The organism is Bacillus cereus group sp. BfR-BA-01522 (assembly GCF_022662635.1).
In the GTDB taxonomy this organism is placed as follows: domain Bacteria; phylum Bacillota; class Bacilli; order Bacillales; family Bacillaceae_G; genus Bacillus_A; species Bacillus_A cytotoxicus.
In genome coordinates this window covers 1-20,861 of the sequence record NZ_JAKUDY010000017.1, presented here as the reverse complement: position 1 = coordinate 20,861, position 20,861 = coordinate 1, and the positions used below count along the sequence as shown (strand labels likewise).

The window sequence follows — 20,861 nt, the reverse complement described above, 5'->3', positions numbered from 1 at the left end:
CTTACCTCCTTTTTGTTGTGCTAATATAAGTTCAACTTTCTCTAAAAAAAGAAAGCATCACCGTATGGTTTTTAAAAATCCCTCTACTATTGTACCAAACTTTTGCGGTTGTTCCACATGAATTGCATGGCCTGCTTTATCAATTTTGACAAATTTCGCGTTTCGGATGCGTTTTTGCATATTTTTTAAGATTAAAAAAAACTTTTTGTCATACTCTCCACTTAGTAACAGAACAGGCATCTTCAGTCCTGCCAGCTCATTCCACCAAGAAGGCTGAGCGCCTGTCCCCATACCTCTTAAACTATTTGCAAGTCCCCTCGGATGATTTGCGAGCCGCTCTTTTCTTACTGCCTGCTTTATGGCTTGTGGCAATGTTTTTTGCGTTGCAAATAAAGGTATGTTTTCCCAATGATTTACGAAGACTTCGATTCCTTCTAATTCAATTCGCTCTGCCAATTGTTCATCCTTCATGCGGCGTGCTTTTCTGTCCGCCTCTGTTTCGAGCCCAGCTGTACAGTTTTCTAATATAAGTGATTTTACGCGCTCCGGATACAAACACGACATTGTAATGGCAAGTCTTCCGCCCATTGAATATCCAAGTATATGCGCCTTTTCAATTTGCAAGTGATCGAGCAACTTTGTCATCTGCACCGCCACATTTTGAATATCATAATGAACTAGGCTTTCAGGGCTTTCCGTTTTCCCATGTCCTACAATATCAACAGTGATCACTTGAAACTGTTTGCTCCATAAAGGAAGAAATGACCGCCATGTTTCCATGCTTCCTGTAAAACCATGAAGGAGCAATAATGCCTCCCCACTTCCAGCCACTTCATATTCATACGCCACACCTTCTAGTGTTACTTTCATTCCGTGTCACCTTGCAACATGTCTTTGATTTCTATTACGGATTTTGCCCACAATTTACGATGCAACTGTACATTTTCTTCTCGATTCGTACAAATTTCCACAACATGTAATCCTCTTTCTATTATTCCTTTTTGTACTTCCTCACGAAATGCTTCCCAGCCACTTACGCGAACAAATGAACCACCGTACATCTTTACAACATGCTCATAATCAAGACCAAGCGGTGTTCCAAATAGCGATTCAAAATGCTCTTTTGACTCATATTGTGGTAAGAATGAAAAAATACCTCCACCATCATTATTCACAACAACAATAGTTATATTTAAATCATGTAATTTCGCTGCTAAAAGACCATTTAAATCATGATAAAATGATAAATCACCAATTACTAATACAAGTGGTTCACAAACAGTGCTTGCTCCTAATGCAGTGGAAATAATTCCATCAATACCATTCACACCACGATTGGCCATCACATGTATTTTTTTCTCGTTTGTAAATAAAAATGTATCTGCATCACGAATTGGCATACTGTTACTTACAAATAATGTCGCACCTTCTGGTAATATACGAACAATATCTGTAATCACTTTTCCTTCAAAAGCAGTATCATATGCTTCAACTTCACGAAGTGTTTCCTTTGTTTTATCGTTTATATGTTTCCATTTTTTGAACCAGTCATTCTGTTCTCGTTTTTGCATATGTTCTGTCATCGCTTTGCAAAATGCCACATCGCTTGCAGAAACAACTTCTGTTGTCATTAAAGCTGGGTCTCGCCACTTTCCAGATTCATCTACAATGATATGAACAGCACTCTCTTGTTTTTTTATATATTGCGTTAATGCTTTTGATACAGGCATACCACCAAAACGGATGATGATATCTGGCTTCCACGTATCTTTTAATAATTCATTTCGCAAAAAGGTATCATAGCAATCGATAATCATTGTTTGATTATGGCTTCCAGTCCGAAGATTTGAAAGTGGGTCCGCTAAAACTGGGTATCCTGTTTTCTCCGCAAACTCCGCAATCACTTCTACAAGCTCTAGGTGACTATCGTCTCCACAAACAATAAGCCCCTTTTCTAGACGTGAAAGGCGCTTTATAAGAGAACGGATATATTCACTCGTTAGCGTCATGCTTCCTTGTTGAACCCTATTCGTATATTCTCCGCACCCTTGTTCCCACAATCCATCTAACGAAAAGTCTGGAATAAGTGGTTCGCGAAGTGGGAAGTTCATATGGACAGGTCCCATTGGTGCAAAAGATGCACTTGCCACAGCACGTCCAGCTGCCATGCGAACATATTGATACATTGGCTCTCTCGCTTCTGGAAGTGCCATTTCCATAAATTGTTTCACAAATGAGCCGTATAAATTGAATTGATTCATTGCCTGCGGTGCTCCTACATCTCTCAATTCATGCGGTCTATCTGCAGTTAAAACGAGTAGGGGTACTCTTGCATGATACGCTTCACAAACAGCTGGATAATAATTTGCTGCGGCTGTTCCCGACGTACATAATATCGCCACAGGCTGTTTTTTCGCTTTCGCCATACCGAGCGCGAAAAAGGCCGCGGATCGTTCATCTACGTGTAAATATGTTTTTATTTGTTCATGCTGCTCCATTAATAAGGCTAGCGGTGTTGATCGCGAGCCTGGACTAATGACAACATCACATACATTTAGACGCGCTAGTTCGTCAACAAACGCGCCTAAATAATATGATAATGCTTCTATATGATTATTCATTTCATCAATTCCTCCAAAGCACCAAGCATCGGTCTAAACTTCAAACTTGTCTCTTCATATTCAAGCTGTGGGACAGAATCCATTACAATGCCACAGCCCGCAAATAAGGATGCCTTTTCACCATTTAATAATCCACAGCGCAATGCCACTGCAAATTCTCCGTTCCCTTGCTCATCCATCCAACCGATTGGTGCCCCGTACAATCCTCTATCTAATAATTCAACATCACGAATTAATTTCATCGCTACGTGACGAGGTGTGCCACCAAGAGCTGGCGTTGGATGCAATTCTTCTACCAATGTTAAAAGGGAAGCATCCCCCTCCGCTTCAACAGGTGTATATAAATGAATTAAATTTTTCGTTGTTAATAATCCTGGACTCTCTGGAATATTAACAAATTCGCAATGTTCCTGTAATACACTACGGATCATATTTACTACATAACCATGCTCTACTAAATTCTTTTCATCATGAAGGAGCATTTCGCCATTTTTTTGACTCTCTTCTATAGAATTCCCCTGCCCAATTGATCCAGCAAGGCACATAGAAGTGAACTTATTCCCTTCTTTACGGATTAATCGTTCCGGTGTCGCTCCTAAGAAGCACGCTCCTTTATAATCAAAAGAAAATACATAGCAATCCGGCTGTCCAATACGAAGTGCTTCTAGCACGCGAGCAGAATCAATTTGTTGGTCTATTTCTAATTTAAGTTCTCGCGCTAATACCACTTTCTGTATGTTTCCCTTTCTCATTTCCTCTTGTACTTTTTCAATTGCATGCATCCATCCTTGCGGGTCTACTTCCACTTTAGAAGTAACCGTTAATCGCGATTCTTCAAGCGGATATTCACTTTCTTGTAAAATTCTTTCCTCTAAAGAAGAAATTTCTTCATATTTCTTATCCGCAGAATCTTTAGCCGAAACAAAAGTATTTATCGTAAGCCATGCTTTTTCGTTTTTTACTGTTAATAAAAAGGCTGGCAATGAAAATGTTGTATCTTTAAATTCCTTCCAAAGCTCCGTTTGTTCCTTTTCTGGATCAAATGAAAAACCGCCAAATAAAAGCGGACCTGTCCCAAATTCATACGCTTCTCTTTGAATAACCGCCTTCTCTTGTACTCTGTTCCACTGCTGACGAGCATCTTGAAAGCGTGCATTTGAAGAGTTTACTATGTTGAAAACAGAACCAATCCCCGCAAATATAACGCGCTCTGCTGGATCTGCAAAATAACATCTATGCTCGGATGCAATCCTTTTTCCTGCCGCATAAAACAGCAACGGATCTATCCAATCTATTTGTTTTACAAAACTAACCAATGTCTGTTCATTTGTACTCTTTTCAATCGCTGTAGTGAGTACTTCTTGCAAGTCTTTTTGTTTCGTTTGAATCACAAAGTCTCCCCCCTATGGGCGAAAAATAGTCATAAATACGCTTGATTTTAAGATACACCTCAAACGAAAGTCATGTCAACGATTAGCATTTCTGAGAAATTCGTCTGCTCTTCCTAAAAAATAAACGTTGACACTATATAATGCTTTTTTCTACACTTAAGTGTGTACATTATGTGACCAAGGAGGAATCAAAATGGAAATGAAAGTCGAAACGAATTCCTCTCCTATGGCGCCAAAACCGAAGAAACAGACAGGTTGGCGCATTTGGTGGAGTTTATTGCGTCCTCATACATTAACTGCTGCGTTTGTTCCTGTTTTTATTGGAACAGCTTATGCAATGCAAGTCGGCGGTATAAATCAAATACACCTTCCTCTTTTCTTTATCATGCTTCTTGCTTGTCTTCTCATTCAAGCAGCAACAAACATGTTTAATGAATACTTTGATTACAAAAGAGGATTGGATCATGAAGGTTCAGTTGGGATTGGCGGAGCGATTGTCCGCGACGGTATTAAACCAAAAACTGTATTGAACTTAGCCTTTGGATTTTTTGGTATTTCCATTCTATTAGGCGTTTACATTTGCATGAATTCTAGCTGGTGGCTTGCAGCAATCGGCCTTATTTGTATGGCTGTTGCCTACCTTTATACAGGTGGTCCACTTCCAATTGCGTACACACCATTTGGGGAATTAACAGCTGGATTATTTATGGGCGTTATTATTATTGGAATTTCATTCTTTATTCAAACTGGAACTGTAACATCAGAAGTTGTTCTCTTATCTATCCCAAATGCAATATTAATTGGTGCTATTTTACTTTCAAACAATATTCGCGATTTAGATGGAGATAAAGAAAACGGTCGTAACACATTAGCAATTATCGTGGGACGTGAAAAAGCAATTGGTGTTCTTGCTTCGATGTTTATCGTTTCTTACATTTGGACAGTTGCACTTATCATCGTTGGAATCGTATCTCCATGGATGCTCATTGTATTCTTAAGTGTCCCGAAAGCATTTAAAGCAACAAAAGGCTTTATTGGAAAGAGCATTCCAATGGAAATGGTACCGGCAATGGTAGCAACAGCGAAAACAAATACAATTTTCGGTTTCTTAATGGGAATTGGATTGCTACTTGGATATTTCTTATAAAAAATGAGCTGCTTATGCGGCTCATTTTTTATTTATCGGCGATTCGACACCACTTATCGACCAACCGACAAATTTCAACATAAAAATCCACCTCATAATTCCTACATGCAAGGCTCATACTACATAAGGAAACCGAATTGTAGGAAGGTGGATACGATGTTAACTCCACAACAAATCAATCATTTTAGAGCCATATTAGAAAAGCAAAAACAAGAATTAGAACAAACGTTGCAAAATCATGAAAATGAAGATCGTGCTTCTGAGCGGGAATCAGTTGGCGAACTATCCGCTTATGATAATCATCCAGGGGATATGGCAACAGAATTGTATGAACGTGAAAAAGATTTTGGGCTCATTGAATTTTGGAACAAACAGCTCCAAGATACAAAGCATGCTTTAGAAAAAATCGAAGCAGGCACATATGGTATTTGCGAAGTTTCGGGCGAACCTATTCCGCTTGAAAGGCTAGAAGCAATGCCTACTGCCACAGCATGCATCGAGCACACAACAAATCAATTCAATACAAGAACACGGCCAGTTGAAGAAGAAATTCTAAAACCGTCATTTAGTAGACACGACAAAGATCGTTCTGTCCAATACGACGCGGAAGATGCTTGGCAAGATGTCGCCAATTATGGAACATCCGAAACACCTGCTGATTTAGAAAGGCGAGATTCCAAAAACTATAATGAAATGTATATCAATGGTGAAGAACACGTCGGATATGTTGAGGATTTCGAAAATTTCATCGGAACAGATATACATGGGAAAAACCCACAAATTTTTGCGACAGAAGAACATGAAGAATATGAACAGATGCTGGATGATTTTGAAGAGCGTACTTTTAAAGGGGAATTATCTATTAATGAATCGCACTTTAAAGAATAATAAAAAAGCATTCCGAGAGTCGGAATGCTTTTCTTCGCTAGCTAATTAGTTTTTTGTAACGTTAGCAGCTTGTGGTCCACGGTTACCTTCAACGATTTCGAAAGATACTTCTTGACCTTCTTCTAAAGTTTTGAAGCCTTCGCTTTGGATCGCTGAGAAGTGAACGAATACATCGTCTCCACCTTCAACTTCGATAAAACCGAAACCTTTTTCGCTGTTAAACCATTTAACTTTACCAGTTTGCATGTTCATGTACCTCCTAATTAAAAATGAAACTATGAATCCACATGAAAAGGTGGATATAAAGGACATGAATGCATAACAAGCGTAAAGCTAGAATTCCACGTGCTTTATTTCCGTACCACATTATGTAGCTCAATAGTGATTTCACTATATCACGCTATACCGAAAACGTCAAATGACAACACTTTCATTCTCAAACTTTTTTCTACATTACGCAGCAGATTGCTCCGTGCGCATATGTATTTTCTGTAAACTCCCAATTTTTATTATCGCCTTATTTTTTTGTGCAATAGTACTATCCATTACAGAGGTGAAAAGAATGAGGTCTCATGAAATTGAGTTTAAACTATACGGCGATGATATGCAGTTTGTAGCAATTGAATTAGCTCCAAAAAAAGCGTCATTGCAAAAGCTAGTGCAATGATAATGCTGAAAGATCATATTGAAATGGAAACAATTTTCGGTGATGGTTCCGGTCCTTCTCCCGATTTATTCGACAAACTAATGGGCGCTAGTAAACGTCTTATTGCAGGAAAAAGCATGTTCATGACTGTATTTACCAATACTGGTCATGGTAAGCGTCACGTATCATTTGCTGCACTATATCCGGAAAAAATTGTCCCTGTCGATTTAACAGAATATCAAGGGAAAATAATTTATCAAAAAGATGCGTTTCTTTGTACAGCGAAAGGCGTTTCCACCGGAATTAAGTTTACAAAAAACTAGGAAGCGGTTTCTTCGGTGGTGAAGGTTTCCTCATGCAAAAACTTGAAGGTGATGGCCTAGCTTTCATGCATGCAAGAGGTACGATCTATAAGCGAGAGTTACAGCCTGGCAAAAGATTACGTATTGATACAGGTTGCCTTGTTGCAATGACAAAAGATATTCATTATGATATTGAATTTGTTGGTAACGTAAAAACAGCACTATTTGGTGGAGAAGGTCTATTCTTCACAACACTAGAAGGCTTAGGAACAGTTTGGATTCAATCCTTAACACTTAGAATTGAAAGCCCTGCAGTTCAAACTAGCGGTGAAGGTAGCGTTTTAAGTGGAATAGGACGACTTTTAGATGGAAAAAAGTAAACATAAGAGCCCGATTAGTGAGGGGTCATAGTCAGTGGGATAAAAAAAACACACTGATGAAAGTTTCACCTTACCTTAAAGCACGCAAAGAATGATTTACCTCTCCCACTCATATATTGAATTATACTTCTTCTTAAGGAGGGCTTCTTACATGCGAGCTCCTTTATCCTTCGACAAAGATACTGCTATATTGTTAGCCTCTTGCTGTGAGCTAGCATATGAGCAATATAAATATAATGGCATTTTCAAAATACCTGACGGGTTTCAATATGTACAAGGCATTCAAGCGAAAGCGCTTCAAACGACAGAATGGTTCGGCTTCATAATAGAATCTGAGGATACGATTATCGTGGCATTCCGAGGGACACAAACAGAAACAGATTGGATTACAGACTCACTTGTCCATCAAAAACCATATCCCTATGCACTAAATAGTGGAAATGTTCATCATGGTTTCTTGTCTACTTATGAATCTTGCCGCGATACTATTATGGATATGCTTGTTTCCTTACCGGCACATAAAAAACTTCTCGCTACAGGGCATAGTCTAGGAGCAGCACTTGCTACACTACACATATTAGATGCGCGCATGAACACCGCTTTTTCCCAGTATGGTCTCTATAGCTTTGCCTCACCAAAAGTTGGTGATATAGCTTTTCGCAACTACTATAAATTACAAGTGGCTAGCAGCTTTCGATTCGTAAATTTATTTGATGTAGTCCCTCTTCTTCCCCCACGAAAAGTACATTTTAATGAACAAGATTGGGAATATACACATGTTCATCACAATATGACATTTACTAAAAATACAAAATCTATTACACATAACCACTCTATCACGACATACAAAACTTGTCTGACTTCTCATTTCTAACTAGGTGATAATTGGAAATGAGAAGTCAGTATATTATAATAATATATGCAACTACTTTGGGATGAGGGGATTACGCATGGTTAAATATTTCTTCGCACTTTTTCTAATCTTCATTTTTGTTGTTACAGGTTTCTTTACATTCTCATATTTTGCTACAGAGGAATATAGTGGTACTGGTATATTATATTCCATAGTAAACAATACAAAACCAGCTTTGTAACTCTAAAGCTGGTTTTATTTATCATTTATAAGAACGAATCAAACGATTAAAATGCACTTAAATAGTAAAGTACAAGTATCATACACTTCTTATGATTGTTTTACTTGATCTCCTATTCCCCAAATCTCTTTACTATACTGTAAAATGGTACGATCACTTGCAAAATGTCCTGATTGTGCAATATTCATAATCGACATTTCAAGCCATTTTCTTCTATTTTCATACGCTTTTCCAACCTCTTCTTGTCTTTCAGCATACGGGCTAAAATCACGAAGAACAAAATATTCATCATTTTGGATGATAAGAGAGTCGTAAATCACTTCGAACTCTGCTCCAGCTTTTGCAAAGAAGCCATTTGTTAACTGATTAACTACCTTTTTAATATGCCTGTTATGATGATAATAATCGTTCGCACGATATCCACCATTTTGGTAATAATGAAGTACCTCTTCTGCTGTTAACCCAAAAATAAAGCACGCCTCATCACCAACACGATCTCTTATCTCAATGTTGGCACCATCTAATGTTCCGATTGTAATCGCACCATTCATCATAAACTTCATATTTCCTGTTCCTGATGCTTCTTTACTCGCCGTAGAAATTTGTTCACTTACATCTGCTGCTGGAAATATGTCTTCTGCTAAGGAAACCCGATAGTTTTCTAGAAAAATAACTTTCATATATTGACTAACATAAGGGTCATCATTTACTTTTCTAGCAAGTTCATTTATTAATTTAATAATCTTTTTTGCATAGTAATAACCTGGTGATGCTTTTGCTCCAAATATAAATGTGCGCGGATAAAATGAAAAACTAGAATCTTCCTTTAAACGATTATATAGATATAAAATATGTAATACGTTTAAAAGCTGCCTTTTATATGCGTGTAATCGTTTCACTTGCACATCAAAAATAGAATGTGGATCAATAAGAATCCCCATTTTATTTTGAATACGTTCTGCCAAAATATTTTTACGCTTCTGCTTAACCGCATGTAATTTTTCTTGAAAAACAGTATTATTTTTAAAGCTTTGTAATGCTTCTAACCGAATCGGTTCTTTTTTCCATCCTGTTCCAATCACTTCTGAAATAAGGGTAGTCAGCTCTGGATTTGCTTTCATAAGCCAGCGCCGATGTGTAATCCCATTTGTCTTATTATTAAACTTCTCTGGATAAAATTCATAAAACAAACGCATTTCACGCCGTTTTAAAATTTCCGTATGAATTTTAGCTACACCGTTTATACTATAACTTCCAACAATCGCCAAATGAGCCATCTTGACAAGATCATGCGCAATAATCGCCATATCTTCAATCCGCTTCCATTCATATGGATATCGCTCCCAAAGCTCGTGACAAAAACGCTCATTAATTTCTTCAATAATCATATAAATCCGTGGTAATAGTGGCTTAAAAATATGAACGGGCCATTTCTCAAGCGCCTCTGATAATGTAGTATGATTTGTATAAGAAATAGTATGTGTTGTAATATACCAGGCCTCTTCCCAAGAAAGCTTCTCCTCATCTAACAATATACGCATAAGCTCTGGAATTGCTAAAACGGGATGCGTATCATTAATATGAATTGCAATTTTTTCATGCAAATTCTGGAGCGTTCCATTGCGTTCCCTATGCATACGAATAATGTTTTGTAAGCTTGCTGATACTAAAAAATATTGCTGTTTCAACCGTAATATTTTTCCCTCATCATGAGTATCATCGGGATATAAAAATTCTGAGACAACCTCAGTATCACGCTTATACTTTAAAACATCTTTACAATGTTGTGGAAACGGAACTGGCTCTGCATTCCAAAGCCGCAGTGTATTTACTGTATCCGTTTCATACCCTACGACTGGAACATCGTAAGGAACAGCCATAATCACTTCAGCACCTGTATGTCGAAACTCGAGACGACCATTTTGTTTTATCGGCTCTACATGTCCAAAATAACTCACTTCTACCGCTTGATCATACCTTCTCACTTCCCACACATTCTCATGAAGAAGCCATTGTTCTGGTAATTCCACTTGATAACCATCAACAATTTTTTGGTCAAATAAACCATGCTTATACCTGATGCCACATCCATGTCCTGGAAGATTTAACGATGCTAATGAATCAAGAAAACAAGCGGCAAGGCGTCCTAATCCTCCATTTCCTAACCCTGCATCTGCTTCGCTTTCCTCTAACTCCTTTAATGAAATACCAAGTTCCTTAAGTCCTTGTTCACATATATTACGGATACCTAGATTAAGCATATTACTTCCAAGTAAGCGTCCAAGAAGAAATTCAATGGACAAATAGTACACTTGCTTTTGATTTGCTGTTCGATATTTTTCATTCGTCGCAATCCATTGCTGATTCATATACTCACGTACCATGTGACCAAGTGTATTATATTGATCTCGACTTGTAGACTCCTTGAAACTTTTTCCGTACATCGTTTCTAGTTTTTCTAAAAACGCTGCCTTAAAGCTTTCCACATGAGTAAACATGTTTTCACCACCTAAGAAAGTTTCAGCAAACGATTATATAAATCCTTATAGGCAAGAGCTGATGTTTTCCAGCTATGGTCTTCTGTCATCGCTTGCTTAACAAGCTGATTCCATACTGCTGGATCCTCGTAGTACCGCAGTGCACGCCTCACTGTATACAACATGTCATGTGCATTAAAGTTTGTAAACGTAAAACCATTCCCAGATTTCGTCTCCACATGATACGACTTTACAGTATCATTTAATCCCCCCGTCTCCCGCACAATTGGAATAACACCATATGTCAATGCAATAAGTTGTCCAAGTCCACATGGTTCGAATAACGAAGGCATTAAAAATAAATCACTGCCTGCATATACTTGATGTGCTAATTCTTCATTAAATCCGATATACACCTTTACCTTTTCTGAATATTCATACGCCATCCACTCAAAAAATTGCTCATATTCTGAATCTCCTGATCCTAAAATAATACACTGCACATCTTCTTGCATGATTTCTTGAAAAACAGCGCGTACTAAATCCAGACCTTTTTGCTTTGTCAGACGTGTTACCATTGAAATAATCGGTGTATTCTCTTTTTCTGGTAAACCGAAATAATGCTGTAATGCCCATTTATTTTCCCGTTTGGCATATAAAGTATCCACATCATATGTGGCTGTAATATAAGAATCTAGACGTGGATTATATACACTCGTATCAATTCCATTTACAATGCCGCTTAATTTATCATTATATTTACGCAATAAACCATCTAACTTTTCACCAAAAAATTCATATTGAATCTCTTCCTTATACGTCGAACTAACTGTTGTAATATGGTCCGCTGCAATAATGCCGCCTTTCATAAAATTAATATTCCCATAAAACTCAAGCTGTTCACTATTGAAATATTCATCACCAAGCTCTAATAAATCATGTATCACTTCCCGCGGAAACACCCCTTGGAATTGTAAGTTATGAATGGTATACACTGTTTTGATTTTTTCATATAACGGGTTATCTTTATATTTTTCATGAAGTAAAAAATTGACCATCGCAGTATGCCAATCATGACTATGAATAAGATCTACTTCAAAATCAAGATATGGAATACTTTCTAATATGGCTTTTGAAAAGAAAGAAAATCGCTCTCCATCATCGTAATGTCCATAGAGAGAATCTCTTTTAAAATAGTATTCGTTATCGATTAAATAATACGTAATCCCGTCTTGTTCCCCTTTTAAAATACCGCAATATTGATTTCGCCATCCAAGCGGCACATGAATCACTTTATGAAGTTTGAAAGATTCTCGCAAGTTTGCAGGGATGAGACTATAATTTGGAAGCATAATCCGAACATTTACTCCAAGCTTCTTTAATTCTTTTGGGAGCGCCCCTGCAACATCTGCTAATCCTCCCGATTTAATAAACGGTACACATTCTGATACTGCAAATAAAATATTCACGTGTTATCCACTGCCAAAAAGCATCTATTGATTCCGCTCTTCTAGCAGCTTCCTCCCTTCACATTTTCATTCCATTCTTTATGAGCAAGTAAATCCCTATTTCATAGGGATTTACTTCCAGACTATTTACGAATAGCTCTTCATTGTTTGACTTCTTATTTGTCCCTTCTCCACAACAAGTGGAGAACCAGACGCCCCTGTTAATATTACACCATCCTCGATTTTAACATCCTTATCGATAATAACCCCATCTAATATACAGTTATCTCCAATCTGACTCTTTTGCATAATAATACTATTACGAATGATTGAACCTTTTCCAATCTTTACAGAACGAAATACGACACTATTCGTAATTTCTCCTTCAATCATACTGCCATTTGCAATCATTGTATTTTTCACTTTCGCTCCCTTTAAATACCGTGTTGGCGGTTCATCTTTTACTTTCGTAAAGATTGGAGCCTCCTTTGTGAATAATTGTTTCCAAATAGCAGGCTGTAAAATTTCTAAACTATGTTTATAATAACTTTCAATTGAATCAATGATCGCGACATATCCGGTATGCTCATATGTGGCTATATATAATGATTTTCCTCGTTTCTCTTTCACTACATCAAATAAACTATAATGTTCTTTACCTTTATATGTCTCAAATAAATCTACTAATAGCTGTTTCTTCAGCACGTAAGTTTGCAAAGAAATACCTTCGTGGCATACTTCAGTAATATCTGCCCCTATATGTATATGCCTCTTTAACACTGCTTGAAAATTGAAAGACGTAACAAGATGACTATTTGTAATCACCACATATTCTTGTCTACTGCGCAGAAAATAATCAATATGTCTCCGAAAATGTGCAAAAGACCCAAATTCCTCTTGATCACATTGGCAATTCGGGGGAAATAAAAATAGGCCGTCACGTTTTCTATCTAAATCCCATTGTTTCCCTGATCCGAGATGATCCATTAAGGAACGATTTTTATGACTTGTAAAAATCGCTACACTATGGATATGGGAATGAACCATATTAGAAAGCATAAAATCAATCAGACGATAACGTCCTCCAAACGGTAATGCTGCAAGCGAACGATGTCCTGTCACATTCCTTAAAGAAGGAAAACTTCCTGTTGCATTAATAATTCCTAACATTGTTTCTCCCATCCATCTCATCCCCTTATCTATATTCCTTCTGCAATCAATACAACATCGTCGGTATTTTTCTCTGATCGAATCACCTCTCCATCTTCAATGACCATACCGGGCCCAACAATTGCTTTTTCAATGACAACATTTTTACCGATATGAGCCCCGGGCATCACAACTGAATCAATCACTTTACTTCCTTCATCTACTGTTACACCTTGAAAAAGCACAGAATGCCTCACTTCTCCCTCAATAATACATCCTTCATTAATCAGTGATTCTTCTACTTTGGCTGTCTCAGAAATGAACTGCGGTGGTTCATTTGGATTAACAGAATACACGCGCCATTCATGATCATTTAACTGTAATAAAGACTCATCACGAAGTAAGTCCATATTTGCTTCCCATAAGCTCTTTACTGTACCAACATCCTTCCAATATCCTTGAAATGGATACGCAATTAATTTTTTCCCTTCATCTAATAAAAGTGGCAGTACGTCTTTTCCGAAATCATTACTAGAGTCCGGGTTTCGTGCATCCATCTCTAAATACTCTTTTAAAATGGCCCAATTAAAAATATAAATACCCATTGAAGCTAAATTGCTTTTCGGAAATTGTGGTTTTTCTTCAAACTCGACAATTTCCATCTCTTCATTTGTATTCATAATACCGAAACGACTTGCTTCATCCCATGGCACTTCAATAACAGAAATCGAAACATCCGCTTCTTTCGCAATATGGTAATCTAGCATTTTGCTATAATCCATCTTATAAATATGATCTCCAGATAAAATCAAGACATATTCAGGATTATATTGCCGTAAAAAATTCATATTTTGATAAATGGCACTCGCTGTGCCCGTATACCATTTCACTCCAGACGCTTCTGCGTATGGAGGCAAAACCGTTACTCCGCCATTCACTCGATCTAAGTCCCATGCATTTCCAATCCCTATATAATTATGAAGCTCTAATGGTTGATATTGCGTCAAAATCCCCACTGTTTCAATTCCAGAGTTGGAGCAATTACTTAATGTAAAGTCAATAATTCTATACTTACCACCAAAAGGAACAGCTGGCTTCGCTAAGTTTTTTGTTAATGCACTTAAGCGACTACCTTTTCCTCCGGCTAGTAGCATTGCTACGCAATTCTGCTTTTTTACCATCTTGTTTTTTGCTCCCCTTTCTCATTTTCACTGGTCTTAAAATAGATACGCCAAATGGTGGAATTGTAATTTCTACATGAGCAGTTTGATTATGATATGGCTGTGAAATGCTTTTTAAACGCTTTTTATTTATTCTTCCTGAACCACCATATGCTATCGCGTCACTATTTAAAATCTCGTTATAATATTGAAACTCTGGTACGCCAACCTTATACTTTTCATACACAATGCTAGTAAAATTGCATATCACAATCAGAACATCATCTTCTCTATCTCCTTTACGAATAAACGAGAAAATACTTTGCTCTTTATTATCAGCATCAATCCATTGGAATCCTTCATGAGAATAATCGAGCTGCCAAAGTGGTTTAGAACGCTTATACAATGCTATGAGTTCTTTAAAGTAATCATGCATATGACGATGCATTTCAAATTCATGTAAATTCCAATCTAAATCTTCAAGATCTTTCCACTCATCAAATTGTCCAAATTCGCCTCCCATAAACAATAATTTCTTTCCTGGATGTGTAAAGAAATATCCATATAATAAGCGAAGCTGTGCAAACTTCTCCCAATAGTTTCCTGGCATTTTGTTCAGCAATGATTTCTTTCCATGAACGACCTCATCATGTGAAAGAGGTAAAATAAAATTTTCTGAGTAAGCATATAATAAAGAAAATGTCATTTTTTCATGAATATATTTTCGATACTCTGGAGCACACTCCATATATTTCAAAACATCATTCATCCAACCCATATTCCACTTATAATTAAATCCTAATCCCCCTTCATAAGTTGGAGCAGTTACAAGAGGCCAAGCTGTTGAATCTTCAGCAGTCATTAGAAATTCGCCATCTTCTGCAAATACTGCTTCATTTAATTCACGCAAAAAAGAAACTGCATATTCATTACTCTGTGCTTTCCCCTCTTTCTCCCAATACAGCATATTCGCAACTGCATCAACACGAAAACCATCAATATGATAATATTTCATCCAAAATAGTGCATTTGAAATTAAAAAATTCCTTACCTCTCGCTTTCCTAAATCAAAGTTTGCCGTTCCCCAAACACGATTTTCTTGTACATCTAAATCTCTATATTCATAGGTTGGTGTTCCATCGAATAAATATAAGCCATGAGCATCTTTGCAAAAATGCCCTGGTACCCAATCTAAAATGACACCGATTCCATATTTATGACATTCATCGACAAAATACATAAAATCATGCGGCGTGCCGAAACGACTTGTCACTGCATAGTATCCCGTCCCTTGATATCCCCATGACCGATCATATGGATGCTCAACAAGCGGCATAATCTCAATATGAGTAAAATGATGATTTGCCATATAAGGAATCAATTCCTCTGCCATTTCACGATATGAGTATAAAGAACCATCTTCTTTCTTTTTCCATGATCCAAAATGCAATTCATAAATTGCCATTGCTTCTTTATAAACTGACTTTTTTTTCTTTTTACGAAACCAATTTTTATCATTCCATTCGTATCCCTCTATATCCAAAATAACAGATGCCGTATTTGGTCTTACTTCTGCATATGTTGCATAAGGATCTGCTTTCAAAATCACTTCGCCATTGATGGTCTCAATAGCATATTTATATATTTCTTTTTCTTCTATTTGAGGAATAAATAGCGACCAAATCCCCGCTTCTGTCACTTTTTGCATCCTATGTTGCTTTTCATTCCATTCATTAAAATCTCCAACAACACTTAGATTTTTAGCACGAGGAGCCCATACAGTAAAACGTACACCATGCACTCCATTTTCTACTGCAAGATGTGCTCCAAATATTTGATAGCTCTCATAACATTTCTCTGTATGAAATTGTTCTAACCTTTCTTCTAAACAATGTATGGCACGCAATATGTTCACCTCACGAAGATGACAGAATTTTTCAATACATTCAACATTCGCTATAGGGATGAAATATCCTTGTTCCTTTTGAAATAAATATCCGTTTTTTCATAACATTTGAGAGAAAAAACATCACCTTATAAGGAAATATATCGAAATTTGACGAACATTTTCCGAAAGCGCTTTAATGATTGAGAAGAAATGATTAGGATATATCGGCAATTTCAACAAATTGCGTCACTTCATTAACTATTAAAAAAAGAGTCCGCCCAAAAGTATAACTTTTGGACGGACTCTTTTTTATCCTTCTCCAGCAAAAAGGGATATATTTTGGGGATATACAACAAGAACTAGAAAAGGAATTTATATAAAATTTAGAAGCAGGAAGCAGTTCCCAGCTTCTAAATCAGTTATTAACTATCTTATAATACTGGTGCCATTGTTTCTTTCAATACTTTTACAGAATGAGCGAATTTTGCTTTTTCTTCTTCATTCAACTCGAGCTCAACAATTTCACGTACACCTTGACGATTAATAATAGCAGGAACACCTACATAAGCATCTTTCTCACCATATTGGCCTTCAAGGTATGCAGATACAGTTAATACGCTGTTCTCGTTGTTTAAAATTGCTTTTGTTACACGAAGTAGTGACATACCGATTCCATAGTAAGTTGCGCCTTTACGCTCGATGATATGATAAGCAGCATCACGAACATTGACAAAGATATCTTCTAAATCTTTTTGGCTGTATTTTTCTTTGTTATCAGACATAATTTTTTCAATTTTTTGAACACCTATTGTCGCATGACTCCAAACTGGAAGTTCAGTATCACCATGTTCCCCAATGATATATGCATGAACATTGCGTGGATCCACATCGAAGTAATCACCCAACATGTAGCGGAAACGAGCAGAGTCAAGAGTTGTACCAGAACCAATTACACGCTCTTTTGGTAATCCAGATTCTTTCCAAGTTACATAAGTTAAAATATCAACTGGGTTAGTTGCGATTAAGAAAATCCCATCGAAACCAGTATCCATAATACTACGAACAATTTGCTTAAAGATTTTTGCATTTTTCTCCACTAAATCTAAACGAGTTTCACCTGGTTTTTGTGGTAATCCAGCTGTGATACAGACAATGTCAGCATCCTTACAATCTTCATAGCTACCTTTCCAAATCTTTGTTGGTGATGGAGCAAATGGTACCGCATGGCTTAAGTCCATCGCTTCTCCTTCTGCCTTTGCTTCATTCACATCTACAAGCACGAATTCTTCAGCTACACCTTGGTTAATCATGGAATAAGCGTAACTACAACCTACAGCTCCTGTTCCTACTAATACTACACGATTAATGCCTTTTTTCATTGTGAATTCCCCTCTCTATGACTAACATTTATTATTGTTGTTTTAATAATTAATTAAAGTACTAATTTAATGTTGTTTAACTTCCTTACACTCATATTGTAGCATAAGTAATTGTGAAAAAGTTCACAAATTATGACCTATTTGTGAACTTTTTCACACATAGTAGAAAGTTATACTATTACCCATGAAATCAATTCCATTTTTTCGATCTGCCTGCTAATTGTAAAAAAACAATTAGTATATACATATACTTCTTTTTCTCCTTACCTGCACGATCTCGATACCTTCCAAAGCTTATGTTCTTTATGGAATCCCTACTTGATATTCCATTTCTTCTCAATAGTCTGCAAGTAATTAGATTTGATACAATAAAAATGAGGTGAAATAATGAGGAATTCGTAAGAAAGCAAAACAATAACCATTCCTATTCTTTGGAGTATTTCTTTAATAATTGCTACATTGCTAATATTTTTTATAACAAGATTAAATCTATGGACCTTAATTATTTGATCCCGCTATTTCAGGGTAGTAAGACTCCCACCTCAAGATTCAGAGAGCAGCAAGGAAGATAGGTGGGAGTAGGGCTGCCCGTAACAGCCCGATTGGTGAGAGCCCATAATCAGCGAGGGATGAAGCCCCCCCACTGATTAAAGTTTTACTTTATTTTCTATAATCGATGTTGGATGTATCATCGCTTCACTCTTAGCAGTTAAAGCCAAAAAACTTAGCATAATGATCTTTTGTATGATATTAAGTAGTATATGTTTGATACTATTAACCATTATTATATTTTTACTATTTCAGAAACATGAAAAAAGAGATAGCATAATGCTATCTCTTTCATATGACCCGTACGGGATTCGAACCCGTGTTACCGCCGTGAAAGGGCGGTGTCTTAACCACTTGACCAACGGGCCAAATTTCTGGCAGAGAAGAAGGGATTCGAACCCTCGCGCCGCGTTAGCGACCTACTCCCTTAGCAGGGGAGCCCCTTGAGCCTCTTGGGTACTTCTCTATAATGGCTCCGCAGGTAGGACTCGAACCTACGACCGATCGGTTAACAGCCGATAGCTCTACCACTGAGCTACTGCGGAATAATGGTGGGCCTAAATGGACTTGAACCATCGACCTCACGCTTATCAGGCGTGCGCTCTAACCAGCTGAGCTATAGGCCCACAGAAGAAAAAGCGGGTGAAGAGAATCGAACTCTCGACCAGAGCTTGGAAGGCTCTTGTTTTACCACTAAACTACACCCGCATAAAATTGTAAATGGTGAGCCATGAAGGACTCGAACCTTCGACCCTCTGATTAAAAGTCAGATGCTCTACCAACTGAGCTAATGGCTCATTTTGAAAATGGTGCCGGCTAGAGGACTTGAACCCCCAACCTACTGATTACAAGTCAGTTGCTCTACCAATTGAGCTAAGCCGGCTTGCTATTTCAAAATGGTGGCTCGGGACGGAATCGAACCGCCGACACGAGGATTTTCAGTCCTCTGCTCTACCGACTGAGCTACCGAGCCTTTATATGATGGCGGTCCCGACCGGGGTCGAACCGGCGATCTCCTGCGTGACAGGCAGGCATGTTAACCACTACACCACGGGACCTTGGTTGCGGGGACAGGATTTGAACCTGCGACCTTCGGGTTATGAGCCCGACGAGCTACCAGACTGCTCCACCCCGCGATGATATATAATATGAAAATGGAGGAGGTAGAGGGATTCGAACCCCCGCGCGACTCTCGCCGCCTGTCGGTTTTCAAGACCGATCCCTTCAGCCAGACTTGGGTATACCTCCATATAATTTAATTTAAGTGGTGGACCTTGTAGGACTCGAACCTACGACCGGACGGTTATGAGCCGTCTGCTCTAACCAGCTGAGCTAAAGGTCCTTTATGGTAGCGGCGGAGGGGATCGAACCCCCGACCTCACGGGTATGAACCGTACGCTCTAGCCAGCTGAGCTACACCGCCATAAAACTCATATAAAGTGGAGCCTAGCGGGATCGAACCGCTGACCTCCTGCGTGCAAGGCAGGCGCTCTCCCAGCTGAGCTAAGGCCCCATGTTTTTTTAGTATCGGGAAGACAGGATTTGAACCTGCGACCCCCTGGTCCCAAACCAGGTGCTCTACCAAGCTGAGCCACTTCCCGAAAGAGAACGCGCCCGAGAGGAGTCGAACCCCTAACCTCTTGATCCGTAGTCAAACGCTCTATCCAATTGAGCTACGGGCGCATATGGTGCCGAGGGCGGGAGTCGAACCCGCACGGTGGTCACCCACCGCAGGATTTTAAGTCCTGTGCGTCTGCCTGTTCCGCCACCCCGGCATGTCATATTTGGAGCGGAAGACGGGATTCGAACCCGCGACCCCAACCTTGGCAAGGTTGTATTCTACCACTGAACTACTTCCGCAAGACATGTTATAAGTGTTTTATTAAAAGTGCGGGTGAAGGGAGTCGAACCCCCACGCCAAAGGCGCCAGATCCTAAGTCTGGTGCGTCTGCCAATTCCGCCACACCCGCATATTCTTTTAAAATGGTGAGCCATGAAGGACTCGAACCTTCGACCCTCTGATTAAAAGTCAGATGCTCTACCAACTGAGCTAATGGCTCATTTTGAAAATGGTGCCGGCTAGAGGACTTGAACCCCCAACCTACTGATTACAAGTCAGTTGCTCTACCAATTGAGCTAAGCCGGCATATATGGTGGAGGATGACGGGATCGAACCGCCGACCCCCTGCTTGTAAGGCAGGTGCTCTCCCAGCTGAGCTAATCCTCCATTCGCCTGGCGACGTCCTACTCTCACAGGGGCAAGGCCCCAACTACCATCGGCGCTAGAGAGCTTAACTTCCGTGTTCGGTATGGGAACGGGTGTGACCTCTCTGCCATCATCA

At 38.5% G+C, this 20,861-nt stretch carries 13 protein-coding genes, 22 tRNA genes, 1 rRNA gene and 1 pseudogene; 4 read left to right on the top strand and 33 right to left on the bottom strand.

All coding sequences use genetic code 11. From position 1 onward, the window contains the following. Nucleotides 1-57: 57 nt before the first annotated feature. The 3 genes from menH to MR059_RS18590 are packed head-to-tail and all read right to left on the bottom strand — an operon-like array spanning nt 58 to nt 4,012. The gene (gene menH, locus MR059_RS18600; protein WP_012095946.1) at nt 58-870 is read right to left on the bottom strand and encodes a 2-succinyl-6-hydroxy-2,4-cyclohexadiene-1-carboxylate synthase; all 813 of its coding nucleotides are present in this window, start codon (nt 868-870) and stop codon (nt 58-60) included. Further along, nucleotides 867-2,621 (bottom strand): 2-succinyl-5-enolpyruvyl-6-hydroxy-3-cyclohexene-1-carboxylic-acid synthase, encoded by a 1,755-nt coding sequence (gene menD, locus MR059_RS18595; RefSeq protein ID WP_012095947.1) that lies wholly within the window; start codon nt 2,619-2,621, stop codon nt 867-869. The genes menH and menD overlap by 4 nt, the downstream gene beginning before the upstream one ends. After that, the gene (locus MR059_RS18590) at nt 2,618-4,012 is read right to left on the bottom strand and encodes an isochorismate synthase (RefSeq protein WP_012095948.1); all 1,395 of its coding nucleotides are present in this window, start codon (nt 4,010-4,012) and stop codon (nt 2,618-2,620) included. Before MR059_RS18590 ends, menD begins: the two co-directional genes overlap by 4 nt. Before the next feature lie 193 nt (nt 4,013-4,205). Between MR059_RS18590 and MR059_RS18585 the strand changes: the two genes are divergently transcribed. Next, a complete protein-coding gene (locus tag MR059_RS18585; protein WP_012095950.1) occupies nt 4,206-5,159 on the top strand; it encodes a 1,4-dihydroxy-2-naphthoate polyprenyltransferase in 954 nt (317 codons plus the stop codon). Nucleotides 5,160-5,315: 156 nt separating this feature from the next. After that, on the top strand, nt 5,316-6,047 hold the full coding sequence (locus MR059_RS18580) for a yteA family sporulation protein (RefSeq protein ID WP_012095951.1): 732 nt from the start codon (nt 5,316-5,318) through the stop codon (nt 6,045-6,047). A 45-nt stretch (nt 6,048-6,092) separates the two neighbouring features. On the opposite strand, the gene cspD is transcribed toward MR059_RS18580, so the two are convergent. Further along, complete coding sequence (cspD, locus tag MR059_RS18575) at nt 6,093-6,293, bottom strand: cold-shock protein CspD (protein WP_012095952.1); 201 nt, start codon at nt 6,291-6,293, stop codon at nt 6,093-6,095. Between the two features lie 316 nt (nt 6,294-6,609). Here cspD and MR059_RS18570 point away from each other — a divergent pair. Together MR059_RS18570 and MR059_RS18565 are read left to right on the top strand one after the other, a co-directional pair. After that, nucleotides 6,610-7,375 (top strand): annotated as a pseudogene (locus tag MR059_RS18570) (TIGR00266 family protein). A gap of 151 nt (nt 7,376-7,526) precedes the next feature. Next, nucleotides 7,527-8,249 (top strand): lipase family protein, encoded by a 723-nt coding sequence (locus tag MR059_RS18565; RefSeq protein ID WP_012095953.1) that lies wholly within the window; start codon nt 7,527-7,529, stop codon nt 8,247-8,249. A gap of 309 nt (nt 8,250-8,558) precedes the next feature. Here MR059_RS18565 and MR059_RS18560 read toward each other — a convergent pair whose 3' ends face one another. The 29 genes from MR059_RS18560 to rrf form a co-directional block, all read right to left on the bottom strand. Next, nucleotides 8,559-10,967: a glycogen/starch/alpha-glucan phosphorylase gene (locus MR059_RS18560; RefSeq protein ID WP_012095955.1), complete on the bottom strand. Its 2,409-nt coding sequence runs from the start codon at nt 10,965-10,967 to the stop codon at nt 8,559-8,561. Between the two features lie 11 nt (nt 10,968-10,978). Continuing rightward, nucleotides 10,979-12,415, bottom strand: coding sequence for a glycogen synthase GlgA (glgA, locus tag MR059_RS18555; RefSeq protein ID WP_012095957.1), 1,437 nt, complete (start codon nt 12,413-12,415; stop codon nt 10,979-10,981). A 126-nt stretch (nt 12,416-12,541) separates the two neighbouring features. Further along, on the bottom strand, nt 12,542-13,576 hold the full coding sequence (locus tag MR059_RS18550) for a GlgC family sugar phosphate nucleotidyltransferase (protein ID WP_041810097.1): 1,035 nt from the start codon (nt 13,574-13,576) through the stop codon (nt 12,542-12,544). 17 nt (nt 13,577-13,593) lie between these two features. Then, nucleotides 13,594-14,724, bottom strand: a complete 1,131-nt coding sequence (locus tag MR059_RS18545; RefSeq protein ID WP_012095959.1) for a glucose-1-phosphate adenylyltransferase — start codon at nt 14,722-14,724, stop codon at nt 13,594-13,596. Continuing rightward, on the bottom strand, nt 14,672-16,609 hold the full coding sequence (glgB, locus tag MR059_RS18540; RefSeq protein ID WP_012095960.1) for a 1,4-alpha-glucan branching protein GlgB: 1,938 nt from the start codon (nt 16,607-16,609) through the stop codon (nt 14,672-14,674). The genes MR059_RS18545 and glgB overlap by 53 nt, the downstream gene beginning before the upstream one ends. A gap of 413 nt (nt 16,610-17,022) precedes the next feature. After that, nucleotides 17,023-17,970: an L-lactate dehydrogenase gene (locus tag MR059_RS18535; protein WP_012095961.1), complete on the bottom strand. Its 948-nt coding sequence runs from the start codon at nt 17,968-17,970 to the stop codon at nt 17,023-17,025. Between the two features lie 845 nt (nt 17,971-18,815). Continuing rightward, nucleotides 18,816-18,887 (bottom strand) — tRNA-Glu (locus MR059_RS18530). A 7-nt stretch (nt 18,888-18,894) separates the two neighbouring features. Beyond that, nucleotides 18,895-18,985 (bottom strand) — tRNA-Ser (locus MR059_RS18525). A gap of 4 nt (nt 18,986-18,989) precedes the next feature. Continuing rightward, a tRNA-Asn gene (locus tag MR059_RS18520) sits at nt 18,990-19,064 on the bottom strand. A 4-nt stretch (nt 19,065-19,068) separates the two neighbouring features. Beyond that, a tRNA-Ile gene (locus MR059_RS18515) sits at nt 19,069-19,145 on the bottom strand. A gap of 11 nt (nt 19,146-19,156) precedes the next feature. After that, a tRNA-Gly gene (locus MR059_RS18510) sits at nt 19,157-19,227 on the bottom strand. 13 nt (nt 19,228-19,240) lie between these two features. Further along, nucleotides 19,241-19,316 (bottom strand) — tRNA-Lys (locus MR059_RS18505). Nucleotides 19,317-19,326: 10 nt separating this feature from the next. Further along, nucleotides 19,327-19,402, bottom strand: a tRNA-Thr gene (locus MR059_RS18500). A 14-nt stretch (nt 19,403-19,416) separates the two neighbouring features. Then, nucleotides 19,417-19,492, bottom strand: a tRNA-Phe gene (locus MR059_RS18495). Nucleotides 19,493-19,501: 9 nt separating this feature from the next. Further along, nucleotides 19,502-19,577, bottom strand: a tRNA-Asp gene (locus MR059_RS18490). A 1-nt stretch (nt 19,578) separates the two neighbouring features. After that, nucleotides 19,579-19,655, bottom strand: a tRNA-Met gene (locus MR059_RS18485). A 19-nt stretch (nt 19,656-19,674) separates the two neighbouring features. Then, a tRNA-Ser gene (locus MR059_RS18480) sits at nt 19,675-19,767 on the bottom strand. 17 nt (nt 19,768-19,784) lie between these two features. After that, nucleotides 19,785-19,861: transfer RNA gene (locus MR059_RS18475), tRNA-Ile, on the bottom strand. Nucleotides 19,862-19,865: 4 nt separating this feature from the next. Next, nucleotides 19,866-19,942, bottom strand: a tRNA-Met gene (locus MR059_RS18470). A gap of 17 nt (nt 19,943-19,959) precedes the next feature. Continuing rightward, nucleotides 19,960-20,032 (bottom strand) — tRNA-Ala (locus tag MR059_RS18465). A gap of 14 nt (nt 20,033-20,046) precedes the next feature. After that, nucleotides 20,047-20,120: transfer RNA gene (locus tag MR059_RS18460), tRNA-Pro, on the bottom strand. Between the two features lie 8 nt (nt 20,121-20,128). After that, nucleotides 20,129-20,202 (bottom strand) — tRNA-Arg (locus MR059_RS18455). Nucleotides 20,203-20,205: 3 nt separating this feature from the next. Beyond that, nucleotides 20,206-20,294 (bottom strand) — tRNA-Leu (locus MR059_RS18450). A 10-nt stretch (nt 20,295-20,304) separates the two neighbouring features. Continuing rightward, a tRNA-Gly gene (locus MR059_RS18445) sits at nt 20,305-20,379 on the bottom strand. A gap of 29 nt (nt 20,380-20,408) precedes the next feature. After that, a tRNA-Leu gene (locus MR059_RS18440) sits at nt 20,409-20,489 on the bottom strand. A gap of 14 nt (nt 20,490-20,503) precedes the next feature. Further along, nucleotides 20,504-20,579, bottom strand: a tRNA-Lys gene (locus tag MR059_RS18435). A 10-nt stretch (nt 20,580-20,589) separates the two neighbouring features. Beyond that, nucleotides 20,590-20,665, bottom strand: a tRNA-Thr gene (locus MR059_RS18430). A 5-nt stretch (nt 20,666-20,670) separates the two neighbouring features. Next, a tRNA-Val gene (locus MR059_RS18425) sits at nt 20,671-20,746 on the bottom strand. A 4-nt stretch (nt 20,747-20,750) separates the two neighbouring features. After that, nucleotides 20,751-20,861: ribosomal RNA gene (rrf, locus tag MR059_RS18420) — 5S ribosomal RNA — on the bottom strand; the annotation flags it as partial.